The sequence below is a fragment of the Amycolatopsis sp. NPDC005961 genome (genome assembly GCF_040629235.1).
GTDB classification, from domain to species: Bacteria; Actinomycetota; Actinomycetes; order Mycobacteriales; family Pseudonocardiaceae; genus Amycolatopsis; species Amycolatopsis camponoti.
On record NZ_JBEXVF010000017.1, the window covers coordinates 96,440 to 111,547 of the forward strand.

Annotated in this window: 12 protein-coding genes; 4 read left to right on the plus strand and 8 right to left on the minus strand. The window is 71.2% G+C overall.

Annotation, left to right across the window (positions count from 1 at the left end; genetic code table 11):
* The first annotated feature begins 190 nt into the window (after positions 1-190).
* The gene (locus ABZ342_RS18110; protein ID WP_360474130.1) at positions 191-925 is read left to right on the plus strand and encodes an Asp23/Gls24 family envelope stress response protein; all 735 of its coding nucleotides are present in this window, start codon (positions 191-193) and stop codon (positions 923-925) included.
* Positions 926-970: 45 nt separating this feature from the next.
* On the opposite strand, the gene ABZ342_RS18115 is transcribed toward ABZ342_RS18110, so the two are convergent.
* Positions 971-1,534, minus strand: coding sequence for a dihydrofolate reductase family protein (locus ABZ342_RS18115; protein WP_360474132.1), 564 nt, complete (start codon positions 1,532-1,534; stop codon positions 971-973).
* A 387-nt stretch (positions 1,535-1,921) separates the two neighbouring features.
* Here ABZ342_RS18115 and ABZ342_RS18120 point away from each other — a divergent pair, with 387 nt between their 5' ends.
* Entirely contained in the window at positions 1,922-3,733 is a 1,812-nt protein-coding gene (locus tag ABZ342_RS18120; protein WP_360474134.1) for a ThiF family adenylyltransferase, read from the plus strand.
* Positions 3,730-4,683: a ketoacyl-ACP synthase III gene (locus ABZ342_RS18125; protein WP_360474136.1), complete on the plus strand. Its 954-nt coding sequence runs from the start codon at positions 3,730-3,732 to the stop codon at positions 4,681-4,683. The genes ABZ342_RS18120 and ABZ342_RS18125 overlap by 4 nt, the downstream gene beginning before the upstream one ends.
* Before the next feature lie 37 nt (positions 4,684-4,720).
* Here the strand turns inward: ABZ342_RS18125 and ABZ342_RS18130 are convergent, their stop codons facing one another.
* The 4 genes from ABZ342_RS18130 to ABZ342_RS18145 are packed head-to-tail and all read right to left on the minus strand — an operon-like array spanning position 4,721 to position 10,731.
* Complete coding sequence (locus ABZ342_RS18130; protein WP_360474138.1) at positions 4,721-7,837, minus strand: DUF87 domain-containing protein; 3,117 nt, start codon at positions 7,835-7,837, stop codon at positions 4,721-4,723.
* Entirely contained in the window at positions 7,837-8,502 is a 666-nt protein-coding gene (locus ABZ342_RS18135) for a hypothetical protein (RefSeq protein WP_360474140.1), read from the minus strand. The genes ABZ342_RS18130 and ABZ342_RS18135 overlap by 1 nt, the downstream gene beginning before the upstream one ends.
* On the minus strand, positions 8,499-10,136 hold the full coding sequence (locus tag ABZ342_RS18140) for a hypothetical protein (RefSeq protein WP_360474142.1): 1,638 nt from the start codon (positions 10,134-10,136) through the stop codon (positions 8,499-8,501). Before ABZ342_RS18140 ends, ABZ342_RS18135 begins: the two co-directional genes overlap by 4 nt.
* 4 nt (positions 10,137-10,140) lie before the next feature.
* Positions 10,141-10,731, minus strand: coding sequence for a TIR domain-containing protein (locus ABZ342_RS18145; protein WP_360474144.1), 591 nt, complete (start codon positions 10,729-10,731; stop codon positions 10,141-10,143).
* A gap of 250 nt (positions 10,732-10,981) precedes the next feature.
* Here ABZ342_RS18145 and ABZ342_RS18150 point away from each other — a divergent pair, with 250 nt between their 5' ends.
* Positions 10,982-11,959, plus strand: coding sequence for an SEFIR domain-containing protein (locus tag ABZ342_RS18150; RefSeq protein WP_360474146.1), 978 nt, complete (start codon positions 10,982-10,984; stop codon positions 11,957-11,959).
* Here the strand turns inward: ABZ342_RS18150 and ABZ342_RS18155 are convergent.
* From ABZ342_RS18155 to ptsP, 3 genes are all read right to left on the minus strand, one after another.
* The gene (locus ABZ342_RS18155) at positions 11,956-12,999 is read right to left on the minus strand and encodes an alcohol dehydrogenase catalytic domain-containing protein (RefSeq protein WP_360474148.1); all 1,044 of its coding nucleotides are present in this window, start codon (positions 12,997-12,999) and stop codon (positions 11,956-11,958) included. The two genes, ABZ342_RS18150 and ABZ342_RS18155, sit on opposite strands and share 4 nt — an antisense overlap.
* A gap of 94 nt (positions 13,000-13,093) precedes the next feature.
* Positions 13,094-13,504: a cupin domain-containing protein gene (locus ABZ342_RS18160; RefSeq protein ID WP_360474150.1), complete on the minus strand. Its 411-nt coding sequence runs from the start codon at positions 13,502-13,504 to the stop codon at positions 13,094-13,096.
* 4 nt (positions 13,505-13,508) lie between these two features.
* A complete protein-coding gene (gene ptsP / locus ABZ342_RS18165; RefSeq protein WP_360474152.1) occupies positions 13,509-15,071 on the minus strand; it encodes a phosphoenolpyruvate--protein phosphotransferase in 1,563 nt (520 codons plus the stop codon).
* Positions 15,072-15,108 lie beyond the last annotated feature (37 nt).

Genomic DNA, 15,108 nt, shown 5'->3' on the forward strand with positions numbered 1-15,108 from the left:
CCCCGGTCTGACGGACCGTGATCACAGGTCCAGTCAACCCGGAGAGCGTTGTCACGCGCCGGATATCTGTTGGGACACAAGCGAGTCTCGAACCCGGGGGTCTGTGACGGGGATCATGCTCCGTACCCCTATAGTGTCGCCGTCTCCGCTCGTCCCCATCCGCAGTCGTCGCTCCCGAAAAGGGGAAAACATGTCCGACGTCATCAACAGCATCTTCGGTCGCGCCCAGAACGAAACGCCCAGTTCAGAAGGTTACGGCTACGGCACCGCCGCCACGGAGACCGTGGCCGCCGACACCACCGAGACCGTCGAGCCGGCCGAGGACACCACCACCGAGACCGAAGACGCCGTCGACGAGACGACCGACGTGGACGAAGCCGACGACTCCGCTGACGACGACGCCACCGAGGACACCGACTCCGCCGAGGCCGAGACCGAGACCGAAGAGGACGTCACCGACGAGGCTTCCGACGAAGCGGTCGCGGACGAAGAGTCCGACGAGGACACCGATTCCGCCGAGACCGCAGATGAAGCTGTCGCGGAGGAGACCGAGGTCGCCGAGGAGGCGCCGGTGGCGGTCGCCACCGAGGAGGCCCCCGTGGCCGAAGAAACCGGTTCCCGGCCCGCCGCGGGCAACCGCGGCAGCACCACCGTCGCCGACGGCGTCGTGTCCAAGATCGTCATCCGCGTCGCCCGCAAGGCCGAAGGCGTGTACGAGCTCGACGAGGCCGGCACCTCCGTCGAGGTCGAAGGCGAGGTCGCCACGATCGCCGTCACGCTGGTGGTCGAGTTCGGGCGCGCGGTCAAGGCGCTGGCCGAGCAGATCCGCGTCCAGCTGGTCGAAGCCGTCGAAGACTACCTGGGCCTGGAGGTCGCCTCCGTGGACGTCCACGTCGCCGACATCCACTTCCCGGACGCCGACTGACCGCCCGCTCGGTCCCGGGGCGGCACCCCCGGGACCGAGCACCCGTCACCGGCGCACGGCGTACCGCAGGTGGAGTACGCCGCGATCCGCCAGCTGCCGCACCAGGTCCAGCTCGACCTGGTCCCCGTCGCCGAACAACCGGCGCCCGCCACCGAGCAGCACCGGCACCAGGTGGATTTCCAGCTCGTCCAGCAGTCCCGCTTTCAGCAACGCCTGCGCGGCCCCCGCGCCGTGGACCATGACCCCGCGGTCGCCCGCCGCCTCGCGCGCTTCTTCCGCGCACGCCACCACATCCGTGTAGAACCGCGCGCTCCCGGGCGGCACGTCGGACGGGTCGACGTGGTGGGTCAGCACGTGGATCGGGACGCCGTCGTGGTGATCGCCGCCCCAGCGGCCGGCCAGCTCGAACGTCCGCCGGCCGGAGATCAGCGCGCCGGTCGCCGTCGCTTCGGCGTACACCTGCCCGCTCGGCCCGTCGCCGTCGCGGTCGTCGAGCCAGTCGAACAGCCGGAAGCCGCCGCGTCCCATCTCCTGGCCCGGCCGGTCGTCCGGCCCCGCCACGAAGCCGTCGAGCGACATCGTCATGTACAGCCTGATCGGTCCGGTCATCGGTTCCTCCGTGTCGTCGTCACCAGTGCGTCGAACGGGAGACGTCCGAATCGACCGCCCGGCGAGATGATCTCTCCCCCGCCGGGGTGAAGACTCGTCGTGAGCCGCCCGGCCTCGGTCGGCGCGCTCATCGCCGTCCGGAACGGTCCGCCACCCCATCGAGTGGAAAACCGTTGTCGATCTTCATCATTCGCGGGCACGCGAAATCACCGCGCGTCAATTTCGTTCCCGGTAAAGGATTTCCCGGCCGTGCGCAGGCGCTGTCGCATCATCGAGCCGGGGCCGGCAGCCGCTGCTACTGTTCGCCCGCCCTGGTCCGGACCACGTCGTCCGGCCCGGCCTCTTCCGGGCGACCTCCGCCCACACCTCCTGGAGAAAAGGCTCGACTTGACCCACCTGAACCACCCCGGCGCGGAGTCGGCCACGCCGGACTGGCACGTCACCGCCTTCCGCGGCGACCGTGCGCTGCTCGACGCCGTCCGTGAGCTCCGCGCGCGGATCCTGTTCGACCACGGCCGCCGGCCGGACTTCCGCCGCGCCGACGGCACCCACGTCGACGACCAGGCCCTCGACTTCGGCGCGTGGCACTTCATCGCCCGCCGGAGCCCCGCCGGGCCGCCGCTCGGGTACATCCGGCTGTCCACGCCGGACGCCGGCGTGCCGTACCAGTCGCGCGAGTTCCTCGGCGACGAACGCTACGAGGAACTGCTGGCCGCCGAAGGGCTCCCGGAGGCGGACGTGTTCGAGCACAGCAGGCTGGTGGTCGAGCACCGCGCGCGGAAACTGGGACTGGGCCAGTACCTCAACGCGCTCGCCGTCGGCGCCGCCCACCACCTCGGCGCCCGGGCGATGGTCGGCACGTCCGGCACGAAGGACGGCCAGGACCGCTTCCACGAGCGGTTCGGCTTCCGGCCCGTGCCCGGGACGCGCCGCTATGTCCCGCAGTACACCGAAGACGTCGTGATCATGCTGCACCGCGTGGCCGACGGAGCCGGGCGCCACCACGACCTCGTCACCCGGCTGCGGGACGAGTTCCCCGTCATCGCCGCCGCCAGCGCGACGCCCGTGGCCGCCGCGCCGCAGGCCGTCCGCGCCGCGCCGGTCACCCTGGCCGACGCGCCGGCGCCGGACCGCGACGTCTGGCAGCCGGTACTCCACAGCGCGGACACGCTGACCGCGTTGCTGGCCTCCGGCGACGTCCGCGAGGTCCACGACACGATCGACGACCAGCTGATCGAGCTGGTCCGCAGCCGCGAACCCGCGTGCCGCGACGCGGCCGAGATCGACCGCATCAAAGCCGACCAGCTCGCCGGCGTTCCGCCGTGGGCGTACGGAACCTGGGCCTGGTACCCGTGGTCCGGCCGGCTCGTGCACGTGCTGCCCCGCGAAGAGTTCCGCCTGGTGCGCACGGACCGCAACCGCGGCCGGATCGAGCGGCCCGAGCAGCGCCGGCTGTTCGGCAAGCGGATCGGGATCATCGGCCTGTCCGTCGGCAACAGCGCGGCGCTGACGTTCGCGCTGGAAGGCATCGGCGGCGCCTACCGGCTGGCCGACTTCGACGACTTCGGGCTGTCGAACCTGAACCGGCTGCGCGGCGGGGTGCACGACCTCGGCGTCAACAAGGCGGTGCTGTCGGCGCGCCAGATGGCCGAGATCGACCCGTACCTCGACATCGAGATCCAGCGCGACGGCCTGAACCCGGACACCATCGACGAGTTCTTCCGCGGCGGGATCGACCTGCTCGTCGAGGAGTGCGACACGCCGTGGGTGAAGATCGCGGCCCGCGAGTACGCGCGCGACCTCGGCATCCCGGTCGTGATGGACTGCAACGACCGCGGCATGCTCGACGTCGAGCGGTTCGACGCCGAGCCCGACCGGCCGCTGCTGCACGGGCTGCTCGGCGACGTGAAGTCCGTCGACCTGCTGGAACTCGGCCACCAGGAGAAGGTGGACCTGATCCTCGCGATGGTGGACGCCGGACGGATCAGCCCGGAACTGGCCGCGTCGTTCGGCGAGCTGGGCCGCACGCTCAGCAGCTGGCCGCAGCTCGCGTCCGGCGTCGCGCTCGGCGGGGCACTGTGCGGCGAGGCGGCGCGCCGCATCCTGCTCGGCAAGCCGTGCGAGTCCGGCCGGTTCTACACCGACCTCGAGCAGCAGCTGCACCCGTCGCGGAACGTCTACGCCGGAGGTGCGCGGTGACCGCCCTCTCCGTTCCGGTCGCGATCACGGGCACCGGCGTCCACCTGCCACCGGAGGTCGTCACCAACGCCGAGCTCGCGTCGACATTGGACACCTCCGACGAGTGGATCGTCAGCCGCACCGGCATCCACGTCCGCCGCCGCCTCGCGCCGGACCGGGCGACGTCGGACATGTGCGCGGCGGCCGCCCGCCCGGCGCTGGCCGCGGCCGGCGTCACGGCCCGCGACCTCGACGCGATCATCGTCGGGACCTACACCGCCGACCAGCCGCTGCCGTCGACGGCGCTGATCGTCAAGGAACTGCTGGGCGCGGACCGCGCGCTGACCCTGGACGTCACGCAGGCGGCGTGCGCCAACGGCGTCCAGGCGCTGTTCCTGGCGGCGCACCTGCTCCAGACGTCGGCGGCCCGGACCGTCCTGGTGGTGGCGGCGGACTGCGCGTCCCGCGTGACGGACCCGCGGGACCGCACGACCAGGGTGTTCTTCGGCGACGCGGCGGGCGCGGCGGTCCTCACGCGCGCGTCGTCACCCCAGGGCGGCCTCCTGGGCTGGGACTTCGGCTCGGAACTGTCGTACGACGTCGAAATCCCGGCGGCGGGCGAGTACCTGAAGATGAACGGCCGATCGGTCTGGAACACGGCGACGCGCTGCCTCCCGGACAGCATCCTGCGCGCGACGGACAACGCGGGGGTGCCGGTGGAGGAGATCACGCACGTGTTCCTCCACCAGGCCAACCTGAACATCATCACGGCGGCCCTGGACAAGCTCGGCATCCCCCGCTCCCGGGCGCCCATCACGGTGGAGAGCCTGGGCAACACGGGTTCGGCGGGCGTGTTCACGGCCCTGCACGAGCGGTTCAGCACGGACGCGGTCCGTCCCGGGGACACGTACGTGGTGTCGTCGATCGGAGCGGGTTTCCAGTGGGGCACCTTGTGTTTCCGCCACGCGTGAAGTGAGGCGACGCCGCGGCCCCCCGTCGCGGCGTCGCCTACGTCTCCTCACCGCGGGCCCGGGTGATCACCTCCTCCAGCCGCAACGGGCTGGCCGGGTGGTGGGACAGGCACAGCGGCGTCGCCACCTGGCGGAACCCGAACGCCTCCCCCGCCACGTAGAACTGCGCCCGCTCCAACCGCGAGATGTCCGCGACCGGGCTTCCCTTGGCGCGCGCCAGCTCGTTGGCCGCCGCGATCTGGGCCGGGCTGTTCAGGCGGCCGAAGAACTGCGTCATCGCGTTGCCGACCACCTGGTTGTGCAATCCCTTCGGCGCCTGGGTGGCGAACAGCAGGCCCAATCCGTACTTGCGGGCCTGCGAGGCGAGCACGATCGTGCTGCGCGTACTCGCCGTCAAGCTCCCCGACGACGCCATCGTCTGGGCTTCGTCCATCACGAACAGCGCACCCAGCGGCCGGTCGCCCGCAGGGTTGCGCTTGATCCAGGCGAACAGCTCCATCTGCAGCTGGTTGACGAAGTTCTGCCGCTGCTCGTCGGCCTGCAGGCCGACGAAGCTGATCACCGAAACCCGCGCGCGCTTCCCGGCGGCGGGAGTGAGCAGGACGCCCGGATCGACCGGCTCGCCGCCGCCCGCGAACAGCGGGTCGTTGACCATCGCCGCCTTCAGCACCTCGGCCAGGCCGGCCGCGATGCGCGGGGCGTCGTTGAGGTTGCTGACATCCTCGGGCAGATCGGTCAGCAGGTCGATCAGCCCGGGCAGGCTGCGCGAGCCGGTCCGCGCGTGCCGGACGACCGCCTGGCGCAGCACCGCGAGGCCGATGTTCGTCTTCGCCGTGGTCCCGGTGAGCCGGGCCTGCGGCGCCAGTGTCGCCACGGCCACCTCCACGGCCGCGGCGAACTCGTCGGAGTCGTCGAGGACGCCGGCGAAGTCCGGCAGCGGCTGGAAGGCCAGTGGCCGCCCGGTCGCCCGGCCGGGCGTCCAGACGACGACGTCGGTTTCGGCCAGGTACCGCTTCGCGAGCTGGGCGTCGTCGGGCCCCCAGCCGTCGGGCGGGGTGGGCCAGGCGTCCCCGAGCCGTGCGAGGTCGTTGTTCGGGTCCAGGACGATCGCGGAGACCCCCAGCAGAGCGCACTCCTCCACGATCCGCCGGAGCAGCACGGTCTTCCCCGAACCGGACCCGGCGAAGACGGCGGCGTGCTTGCGCAGCGCGGAAAGCGCGACCCGCACGGGCTCCCCCGAACCGACGACGGCACCGAGCGTGATCTCCCCTTCGGCCGGCGGTGCGGGCACGGCCACCGGCGGCGTCACCAGGGTCGCCGGCGGCGGATGGGTCCCTTCGGTGGGCTGCCCCGACGGCTTCTCCGGCAGGACGGCGGACAACAGGTCCGACCGGCTCGCCGGTCGCCGGTCGATCAGCCACTCGTGCAGCTCGCGACCGCCGGTCCCGAGCATCTTCTGCAACGCCCAGAAGGTCCGCGCATCCGTTTCGGTGAGCCGGATCGTCTTGCCGCCGGCGGCCTTGAACTTCGCGACCTCTTCGCGGGTCTTGGCCCCGCGCCCCCAGGCGTCCCGGAGGATCACGAGGTGGCGGTTGGCGGCCCCCTGCAGCTGCCCCGCCGCGGAACGGGCCTTGCGGAACCGGCTCAGCGCGGCCCGCGGATCCCGGGCCGCGATCACCCGGAACGCCCAGTGTTCCTGCAGGTCCGCGGCCTCGTCGAGGGTACGGGTCAGCCAGGCGTGCACTTCGCTGCGCCCGTTCTGACGCTCGCAGGACCACTCCATGTCGTCGTCGCCGACTTCGGTGACCCAGCAGCGCAAGGCTGCGGAGAGAAGATCGGGCATCGCCTTGTCCACGGCCTTCTCGGCGAGCAGCTTCTCGGGCTCCGCTTCCGCCTGCAGCTTCTCGAATTCGGTGTCGAGGTCGGCGAACCGGTCGGTCTCCGCCGTCGTCCGCACCGGGGCCACCGGCACGACGACCTTCTCGTCGAAGGAGGTGAGCTCCTGGGCGTGACCGGCACGCAGGCAGAGTTCGATGTGCGCGCCGATGCGCTTGAGCAGCTGCCGCGGAGTCCACTGCTCCCACGGAGCCGCGAACGCCACCGGCGCGACGGGCCAGGTCGGGTGCGGTGGAGTGAATCCCATGGCCTCGTAAGCCACGCCCAGCCGTTTCGCCACCAGCGCCCGGCCGACCTCGGCGTCGAGGATCCGGCCGAGCGTGACCGACTCCCGGAAGCGGTCGGGCACGGTCCCGGCCGCCTTGCTCTTGATCTGCTCCCACGTGGGTGGGAGGCAGGCCAGCACGGTCAACGTCTTGTGAGTGACCTCGCGCAGCCCCATCAACCCGTCGGCGATCTGCGCCACGAGCAGGCTTTCTTCCGTGCTGTCCCCGATTTCCTGGGTGCGCTGGGCGGACCTCGCCACGAGGGTGTCGAGCTGGTCGACCGCGATCACGACCGGTCCGGTCAGGGCGAGTAGCCGGGTGATCTCCCGCACGAGAACGCGAGCGGGCTTCGGCCGCGAGTAGATGTTCCACTGCCGGGCTTCGGGCGTGAGCTGCTCGTCGCCGTCGAGGAAGTCTTCGCCGATGTACCTCGCGCCGCGATCTTTGCTGGCGATGAGGACAAGGGCGCGCGCGGTGTCGCCGCATTCGTCCGCGACCGCCTCGTCGAGGGACTCCACTCCCTCGATGAACGCCTCGACATCGCCCGTGGTCAGGCCCTGCCCGCGCCGGATCCGCGCCTCGACCTCGGCATCGACGTGGGCGCGCAAGCACACGCGCAACAAGAACCGCTTGAGCTGCGAGTCGCCGGAATCGTCCGGGCGGGCCAACCCGCGGCGCAGCGCCTCGGCCGTGTTCTCCCAGAAGGCTTCGGCCGCCGTGACGTCGTCGAGGAAGAAGTAGCCCCGCGCGCGGTGCACCCGGCGCCGGACGAGCCCCAGCAGGTGGGTCTTGCCGACACCCTTCGTCCCGCGCAGGACGAGCCCGATCGGGCTGGGTCCGTCGCTGGTCACGGCGTCCCGGATGCCGGTGTCGAGCGCGGCGAGCGCGTCGGCGTGCAGCCCGTCGACGTGGTAGGGCGAGTCCTTCCAGACATGGTTGGGGGTATCAGCCCAGTCGAAGCTCAATGCCGCCAGTGCCGCGAGCTCGTCCATCACAACGCCTCGATCGAGAGCAGGTGGTTGTCCTCACCGCCGATGCGGATCGCCGCCTCGTGGTCGGCCGCGGTGAGCGCCTTGCGGTTGTCCTCCGGGACGAGGTGCACCTTGCCGGCGCGGCTCAGCTCCTTGAGCACAGCGTCGACTTCCTCGGCGGGCGCGCCGAGCTTCGGGCGCAGGTCCACCAGCCCGACCCAGCCACGCGGTTCCCGCACCAGTTCGCGGTAAGCGGCGCGGATACGCTCCTCGAGAGTGCCGTGCGGGATCTGTTCGACGATCGGTTCGGCACCGGACGGCTCCGCGGCCGGGCCGAAGACGTGGAACAGCCGCTTGTTCTCGCGCTGGAGGAAGTCGTTCAAGCCGCGGAGCAGGACGTACAACGCCGACGCCAGGGTGCTCTGCCCCCGGGGAGGCGGCGGACCGTCGGCCGCCAGCTCCTTCTCGCACCAGCCCCAGCCGCTGTCGGTCAGCACGTGCACGAAGCTCTTCCGCGGCCCGGACGGTTCGCTGTCGACGTACCCGAGCCCGTTCAGGGTCGTGCGGTCCTTGCCGGTGAGCGTGAACCCCACGACTTCCTGCAGTTCCTGGTTGGGCACCTCCCGGCCCAGCACCATCAGCGTGAACATCGCGGCGGTCTGCTTGTGTCCCAAGCGGTCGGTCATCCGAGATCCTTCCGGTGGTTCGGGTGCTGCGTCGGGGTTTGCGCGCGGGTTTCGAGGACGCGCAGGAGCCAGTCGACGGTCCTCCGGGTCTGCTCCGGGACCGCCTGCTGCCCGGTGCCGTTCGGGGGACGGGGCTTGATCGCCACCGCCAGGTCGACAGCGAGCTCGTTCGTCCGCACGTCGTCGCCGGCCCCGACGGTCACGCTCAAGGCGTCGACCAGCTCGTCGACGAGGTCCCACCGCGCGGGGCGCAGCCGGGCCGTGAGCGCCTGCCGCAGCAGGACCGGGAGCTTGGGCTCTTCCTCCGGTTCGACCAGCGGTGCGAAGCCCCTCAGCTGGTCGACCAGGTCGCGGGCCACCTCCGCCGGACCGTGGGACGAGCTCAGCCGGAGGTACCGCAGCGTCCCGACGTGGGCGGGGAACGTGTTCGGGTGCGTGCCCGGCGTCAGCACCGGGATGACGCGCCGGTCCTGGCCGAGGGTCTGGTGGAAGAACAGCTCGACTTCGGCCGACTGCCAGCGGCTCACCTTGCCGTCGACGATCAGGCACAGGTGCTTCGCCTCGTCCTCGGGTCGCTCGAGCAGCGAACGATCGCCCGAGAGCGACCTCACCACTTTCACGCCGCGCCGTTCCAGCTCGACGACCAGTTCGTTCGCCACCGTCTGCGCGCCCCGGGGAATGCTGACCCGCAGATCCCGGCCGAACTCCCGGCGGCTGTCCCGCACCGCGCCGACGTACGCGTCGCGGTTGCGCGCCAGCAGATCCGTGCGATCCAGCCGGTGCGCGACCACCGCCGCGACCGTCTCCAGCGCGAACCCGATCTGGTCGGCGCTGGGCGTCTCTTCGGCGAGAACCGGCAGCTGCTCTCCGAACGTCCAGTACGAGACGTACGGCATGGTCAGGTGCCGGGACATCGCGTCGACCGTGACCGCCTGGTCGAGCCAGTTGCGGTAGAGGTGCGCCGTCTCGTCGACGCACATCTTCCGCCAGGTCTCCGAGCGGTCGTACTCCTCGCGGTTGTCGAACCGCGACAGCACCGGCACCACACTGAGCCTCGGCCGGTCGAACGGGAGCCGGTTGCGCGCGACGTCCGCCCGCCGGGCGACGTCGACCGCGCCGCGGACGCTCTGGAAGTTCGCCGTGTAGACCGCGACCAGGTGGTCCGGCAGGTGGGCGGTGCAGATCCCGCCGATGTCGGAGATCCCGGTCCGGCTGTCGATGAGCACGAAGTCGTAGTGGGCCGTCCAGTGCTCGCGGCACCGCTCGAGGTAGTCCCCGAAGCCGTCGACGTACAGCTCTTCCCAGTCGATCTTCTGCAGCTGCCCGACGTAGTCCGGGTCGTCGCGGCCCGCGGCGACGAAGTCGAGCTCGCCGAGGCCGGTCAGCCGGACGGCGTGCGCCGAGGGTTCGAAGCGGCCCTCGCGGAAGTCGTCGACGAGGTCCACGACGCCGCTGGTGGGCGCGGCCGCCAGGCGCGGCCGGAAGTAGTCGCCGAGCCCGGGGGCCTCCAGGTCCCAGTCGAGGCACAGCACGCGGTTCCCCCAGCGCGCCAGCAGCACCGCGATGTTCGCCAGGGTGAAGCTGCGCCCGACGCCGCCCTTGAACGAGTAGAAGGTGAAGACCGAACCGGGCATCCCGTCAGAACCTCGGTATCCGCACCGGGGACGGCGGGTCCGGGACCGGGGTGCGCACCGGCCAGTCGTCCCGCCACTCCGGTGCACGCTCGATGAGCTCTTCCAGCTCCTTCGCGACCTGGCCGATCTCCTGGTGGAACTCGAGGTAGGCCTGGGCGGCCTGGAAGTGCTCGTAGGGGAAGTTCCACTCCTGCAGGTCCTTCATGCGCCGCTCGTGGGCCCAGGCGGGGAAGTTCCACGAGTCGCAGAAGATCACCGGGTAGATCAGCGTCGGGCGGTCGCCGGACGTCCGGCCGGCCAGGGTCTCGCGTGCCGCCATCGAATGCCACTCGGCCAGGCACCATTCGTCCTTGAAGTACTTCGGGGAGCAAACCGGCACCAGTACCCGGGCGCGCTGCAAAGCCGCCCGCGCCGTGGCGGGCCAGTTTCCCCCGGTCCGGACGTGGTCGTCGAAGAAAATTTTCACGTCCCGGTAGAGAGTGTTGTCGAGCGCTTCGGACAACCGCCGGTGAAAATGGTTCTTGACCCATGCCGACAGATCCCCCGCGGTGCGCCGGTAGCTGATGAACACGTCGTACTCGTACACCCGTGCCATCGCTCCTTCACCGCTCCCCACCAGGCGGATCCGATCCTAGATCGCCATCGCACCGGCAAAGAAGGCGGTAAACCTGACAGATCCAGGACAATAACTGGCCACCCCTCAAGTGCCACCCGTAAATGCATCTTGACAACTGTTCCCGACCCGGATAGATGACAGACCTGAGCGGAGAACCAGGCCGCGAAGTGTTTCCTGAATACCGATCTCCCGGATCGGTGAATCACCGACCGATCCCGAGGGGAACCCGATGTCCGAGCGTGCCGCACCGAGGGTGTTCTTCAGTTATTCGCACGACACCCAGGAGCACAAGGACCAGGTCCGGAGGTTCGCGACGTTCCTGCGCGGCCGGATCGGGCTCGAAGTCGTGCTCGACCAGTGGGACGACAACCACCGCATCGACTGGTCGCTGTGGGCCACCCGGAACATCACGGCCGCGGACTTCATCGTGGCCGTGGCGTCTCCCCTCTACCGGGCGCGCGCCGACGGCGACGCGCCGCCGGACGAGGGGCGCGGCGCCCAGTACGAGACCGCCATGCTCCGCAACAAGGTGACCAAGGACATCGAGGACGGCACCCGGCGGATTCTGCCCGTCGTCCTGCCCGGCGGGTCGATCGACGACATCCCCGCCTTCCTCAACCCGTACTCGACGACGCGGTACGAGATCGAGGACTTCACCGACGAGGGCGTCGCCGACCTGCTCGCCGCGATCACCGGACGGGGCCGGTACCCGGTGCCCCCGCGCGGCCGGTGGCTCGGCGGATCCTCGGAGCCGCAGCCGATCCTCGCGAGCGACCTGCCGTGGATGTGCGCCAGCCAGGGCGTGCGGCGCGGTGCGGCGTCGATCGACGAGGTGCGGTACGAGAACAGCATCGTGCTCCGGCCCACCACGTCGGCGACCACCGGGCCGGGGTTCGTCGAGCTGGACCTCGGCGGCCAGTACCAGCGGTTCTCGACCGTGGCCGGGGTGCTCGACGACGCGGCCGACCGCTTCCAGGTCGGCCACGTCCGCGTACTCCTCGACGGCAAGCCCCGCTCCGAGCACGACGTCGCGGTCGGGAAGCCGGCCGAGATCGACCTCGATGTCACCGGCGGCCTGAAGCTCCGGCTCGAGATGTCGCGCCCGGGCGTACCGTCGTCACCGGTCGGCTCCAGCGCCTACTTCGTCACCCGGCCGGGCCGAGGGCGGCCACCGGAGCTCGCCCTCGGCGATCCGACCGTGGTTTAGGGAGTGATGACCACCTTCAGCGCCGAGTTGGCGGCGGCGTTGCCGAACACCTCGTAGGCCTCGTCCATCCGGTCGAAGGTGAACCGGTGGGTGCCCATCCGCTCGGCCGGGATGCGGCCCGATGCCACCATCTTCAGCAGTGTCGGGATCGAGGCCGTGTCGACCAGGCCCATCGTCAGCGTCAGGTTCTGGATCCACATGTCCTGCATCGGCAGCTCGACCGGGACGCCGTGCACGCCGATGTTCGCGATGCGGCCGCCCGGGCGGACCAGGGATGCCGCCGTCAGCAGCGTCTCCGGGTAGCCGACCGCCTCGATCGCCACGTCCACGCCGAGCCCGTCGGTCAGGGACCGGACGTCCTCGAGAACACCGGGGCCCGCCTCGAACGCGTCCGTTGCCCCGAACTCCAGGGCCTTCTCCAGGCGGAACTTGTCGGAGTCCACCGCGATCACCTTCGACGCGCCCCACAGGCCCGTCGTCAGGATCGCCGCCAGCCCGACCGCGCCGGCGCCGACCACCGCCACCGTGTCGCCCGGGCGGACGCGACCGGCCAGGACGCCGACCTCGTACCCCGTGGGCAAGGAGTCGGCCAGGAAGATCGCCTGCTCGTTGGTGACGCTGTCGGGGACCGCGTACAGCGACGTGTCCGCGAAGGGCACGCGCACCAGCTCGGCCTGCGTTCCGTCGATGAGGTGCCCGAAGATCCAGCCGATGCCGCCGACCGTCTGGCAGTGCGAGGGCATCCCGCGCCCGCAGTACTCGCAGCGCCCGCACTGCGTGATGGCCGGGATCAGCACCCGGTCGCCGACCGCGAACGCGCGGACCGCGTCGCCGACCGCGGTCACCGTGCCGACCGCTTCGTGGCCGAGGACCCGGCCGTCGGTGACCGCGGCGACGTCGCCCTGCAGGATGTGCAGGTCGGTGCCGCAGATCGTGGTCGTGTCGACGCGCACGACCACGTCGGTCGGCTCCTGGACGGTGGCGTCCGGGACGTCTTCCCAAGCCTTCGCACCCGGACCGTGGTAGACCAGCGCCTTCATCGTCGCCTCCGTCGGCCGCCCGGCTCCCGTGGCCGGGCACGGCCGTCCCCGACGCTAGGACCGCGGCGGGCGCCCGGCTGTCGCAATTTGAGATTCAGGCATTGCGGGCCATGAACGTCCGGGCGTCACCTTCGGCGGGGTCGACGAAGACGATGTCGTCCGGACGCCGCCGCGGGACGTCGATCGCCAGCACGACGAGGGGTTCGGCGGTGATCCGGGGGAAACCGTGGACCTTCCGCCGTTCGAAGCAGAGGAACATCCCCGGCCGCGCCTCGAACTCCTCGCCGTCGAGGTGGAACGTGCCGCCGCCGCTGAGCAGGTAGAGGTGTTCGTCGCACTCCTCGTGGTAGTGGAGCGGTACTTCGCGGTAGATCCGGAAGATCCGCGCGCTGGCCGTGGGCTTGTCGACGAAGTACTTGTCCACCAGCATCGTCGTGGCGGTCGAGGGCAGGGCCGCGGCCTCGGCGAGGACGTCGAACACGCTCCGGCTGTTGTCGCTTTCCATGCCCTCAAGCTAACGCGCGGCACGCGGCGAGGTCGACCGCGCGCAGCGCCGCGCCCACTCCCGCCAAGGCCACGGCGTTCATCGACAGCGACGTGACACCCAGCCCGGCCAGCACGGGCGCCAGCGCCGGGTCCGCCGCCGCCTCGCCGCACACCCCGACCGGCTTCCCCGCCGCCACACCGGCTTCCGCCACCATGCCGACCAGCCGCAGCAACGCCGGCTGGTGCGGGTCATTCAACGCGGCCACCGCGCCGAGCTGGCGGTCCGCCGCGAACACGTACTGCGCCAGGTCGTTCGTGCCCAAGGAGACGAAGTCGACCTCGGCGAGGATCTCCGCGGCGCACAACGCCGCCGCCGGGATCTCGATCATCACGCCCACGCGGCCGATTCCCGCCGCGCGCGCCCGCTCAGCGAACCAAGCCGCTTCCGCCGCCGTCGCCACCATCGGGGCCATCACGGACAGCTCGACGCCGGTGTCGGCCGCGGCCGCCGCGATCGCGGTCAGCTGGCGGTCCAGCAGATCCGGCCGGTCGAACGCGACCCGCAAGCCGCGGACCCCCAGCGCGGGGTTCGGTTCCGCACCCATGTCCAGGAACGCGAGGGGCTTGTCCGAACCGGCGTCCAGGGTCCGGACGACGACGGGCTTCCCGCCGAACGGCTCCAGCACCGCCGCGTAGGCCGCCCGCTGCGAGGACTCCGTCGGCTCGGAAGTCGCCGACAGGTAACAGAACTCCGTGCGGAAGAGCCCGATGCCTTCAGCGCCGGCCGCGGCGGCGGCGCGGGCGTCCGACGCCGAGCCGACGTTGGCGAGCAGCTTCACGCGGTGGCCGTCGGCGAGCCGGCCGACCCCGTCCCATTCGGGGCGGGACGTCCGCGCCGGGGCCACCACCCGGCCGTCGGACGGCGAAACCGTGCCCGCCGAACCGTCCACGACCAGCCCGGGCCCGGCGAGGCCGAGCACGCCGGCGCACGCGACGACGGCGGGAATTCCCAGTGCCCGCGCGAGGATCGCGGTGTGGCTCGTCGGGCCGCCCTCCTCCGTCACGAGCGCGAGCACGAGGTCCGGGTCGAGCCCGGCGGTGTCGGCCGGGGCGAGGTCTCGCGCCACGAGGACGCTCGGCGACGTCAGCTCCGGGACGCCGGGCGGAGCCAGTCCCAGCAGGACAGCGACGATCCGGTCGCGCACGTCGGCGACGTCCGCGGCGCGTTCGGCCAGGTATCCGCCGGCCGCCCGCAGCGCCGTCATGAACTCCCCCGCCGCCTCCCACACCGCGCGCGGTGCGGGCAGCGAACCGTCGAGAACGCGCTTTTCCGCGGACGCGAGCAAAGCGGGATCCGACGCCATCGCCGCCGTCGTCTCCAGGACCGATCGGGCATCGCCGGACACGGAACGGGCACGATCGGACAGCGACGCCGCGACCGACTCAGCTGCGGGCCCGATCTTGCCCGCTTCCGCCCGAAGATCGTCCGGCACGGGCAAAGAAGCGGGTTCCCGCAGGTCAGCGACCACGACGACGCGCGGGCCGGCGACCCGGCCGGGGCTGACTCCGACTCCGGACAACTGCATGGCGAGACCTCCGGGAGAAAAGATCTAGTAACCAGGG

Excerpts from the sequence above, each read along its gene's own strand:
- ABZ342_RS18110 (WP_360474130.1), top strand. The coding sequence starts at position 191 with ATGTCCGACGTCATCAACAGCATCTTCGGTCGCGCCCAGAACGAAACG.
- ABZ342_RS18115 (WP_360474132.1), bottom strand. The coding sequence starts at position 1,534 with ATGACCGGACCGATCAGGCTGTACATGACGATGTCGCTCGACGGCTTC.
- ABZ342_RS18130 (WP_360474138.1), bottom strand. The coding sequence starts at position 7,837 with ATGGACGAGCTCGCGGCACTGGCGGCATTGAGCTTCGACTGGGCTGAT.
- ABZ342_RS18135 (WP_360474140.1), bottom strand. The coding sequence starts at position 8,502 with ATGACCGACCGCTTGGGACACAAGCAGACCGCCGCGATGTTCACGCTG.
- ABZ342_RS18140 (WP_360474142.1), bottom strand. The coding sequence starts at position 10,136 with ATGCCCGGTTCGGTCTTCACCTTCTACTCGTTCAAGGGCGGCGTCGGG.
- ABZ342_RS18145 (WP_360474144.1), bottom strand. The coding sequence starts at position 10,731 with ATGGCACGGGTGTACGAGTACGACGTGTTCATCAGCTACCGGCGCACC.
- ABZ342_RS18150 (WP_360474146.1), top strand. The coding sequence starts at position 10,982 with ATGTCCGAGCGTGCCGCACCGAGGGTGTTCTTCAGTTATTCGCACGAC.
- ABZ342_RS18155 (WP_360474148.1), bottom strand. The coding sequence starts at position 12,999 with ATGAAGGCGCTGGTCTACCACGGTCCGGGTGCGAAGGCTTGGGAAGAC.
- ABZ342_RS18160 (WP_360474150.1), bottom strand. The coding sequence starts at position 13,504 with ATGGAAAGCGACAACAGCCGGAGCGTGTTCGACGTCCTCGCCGAGGCC.
- ptsP (WP_360474152.1), bottom strand. The coding sequence starts at position 15,071 with ATGCAGTTGTCCGGAGTCGGAGTCAGCCCCGGCCGGGTCGCCGGCCCG.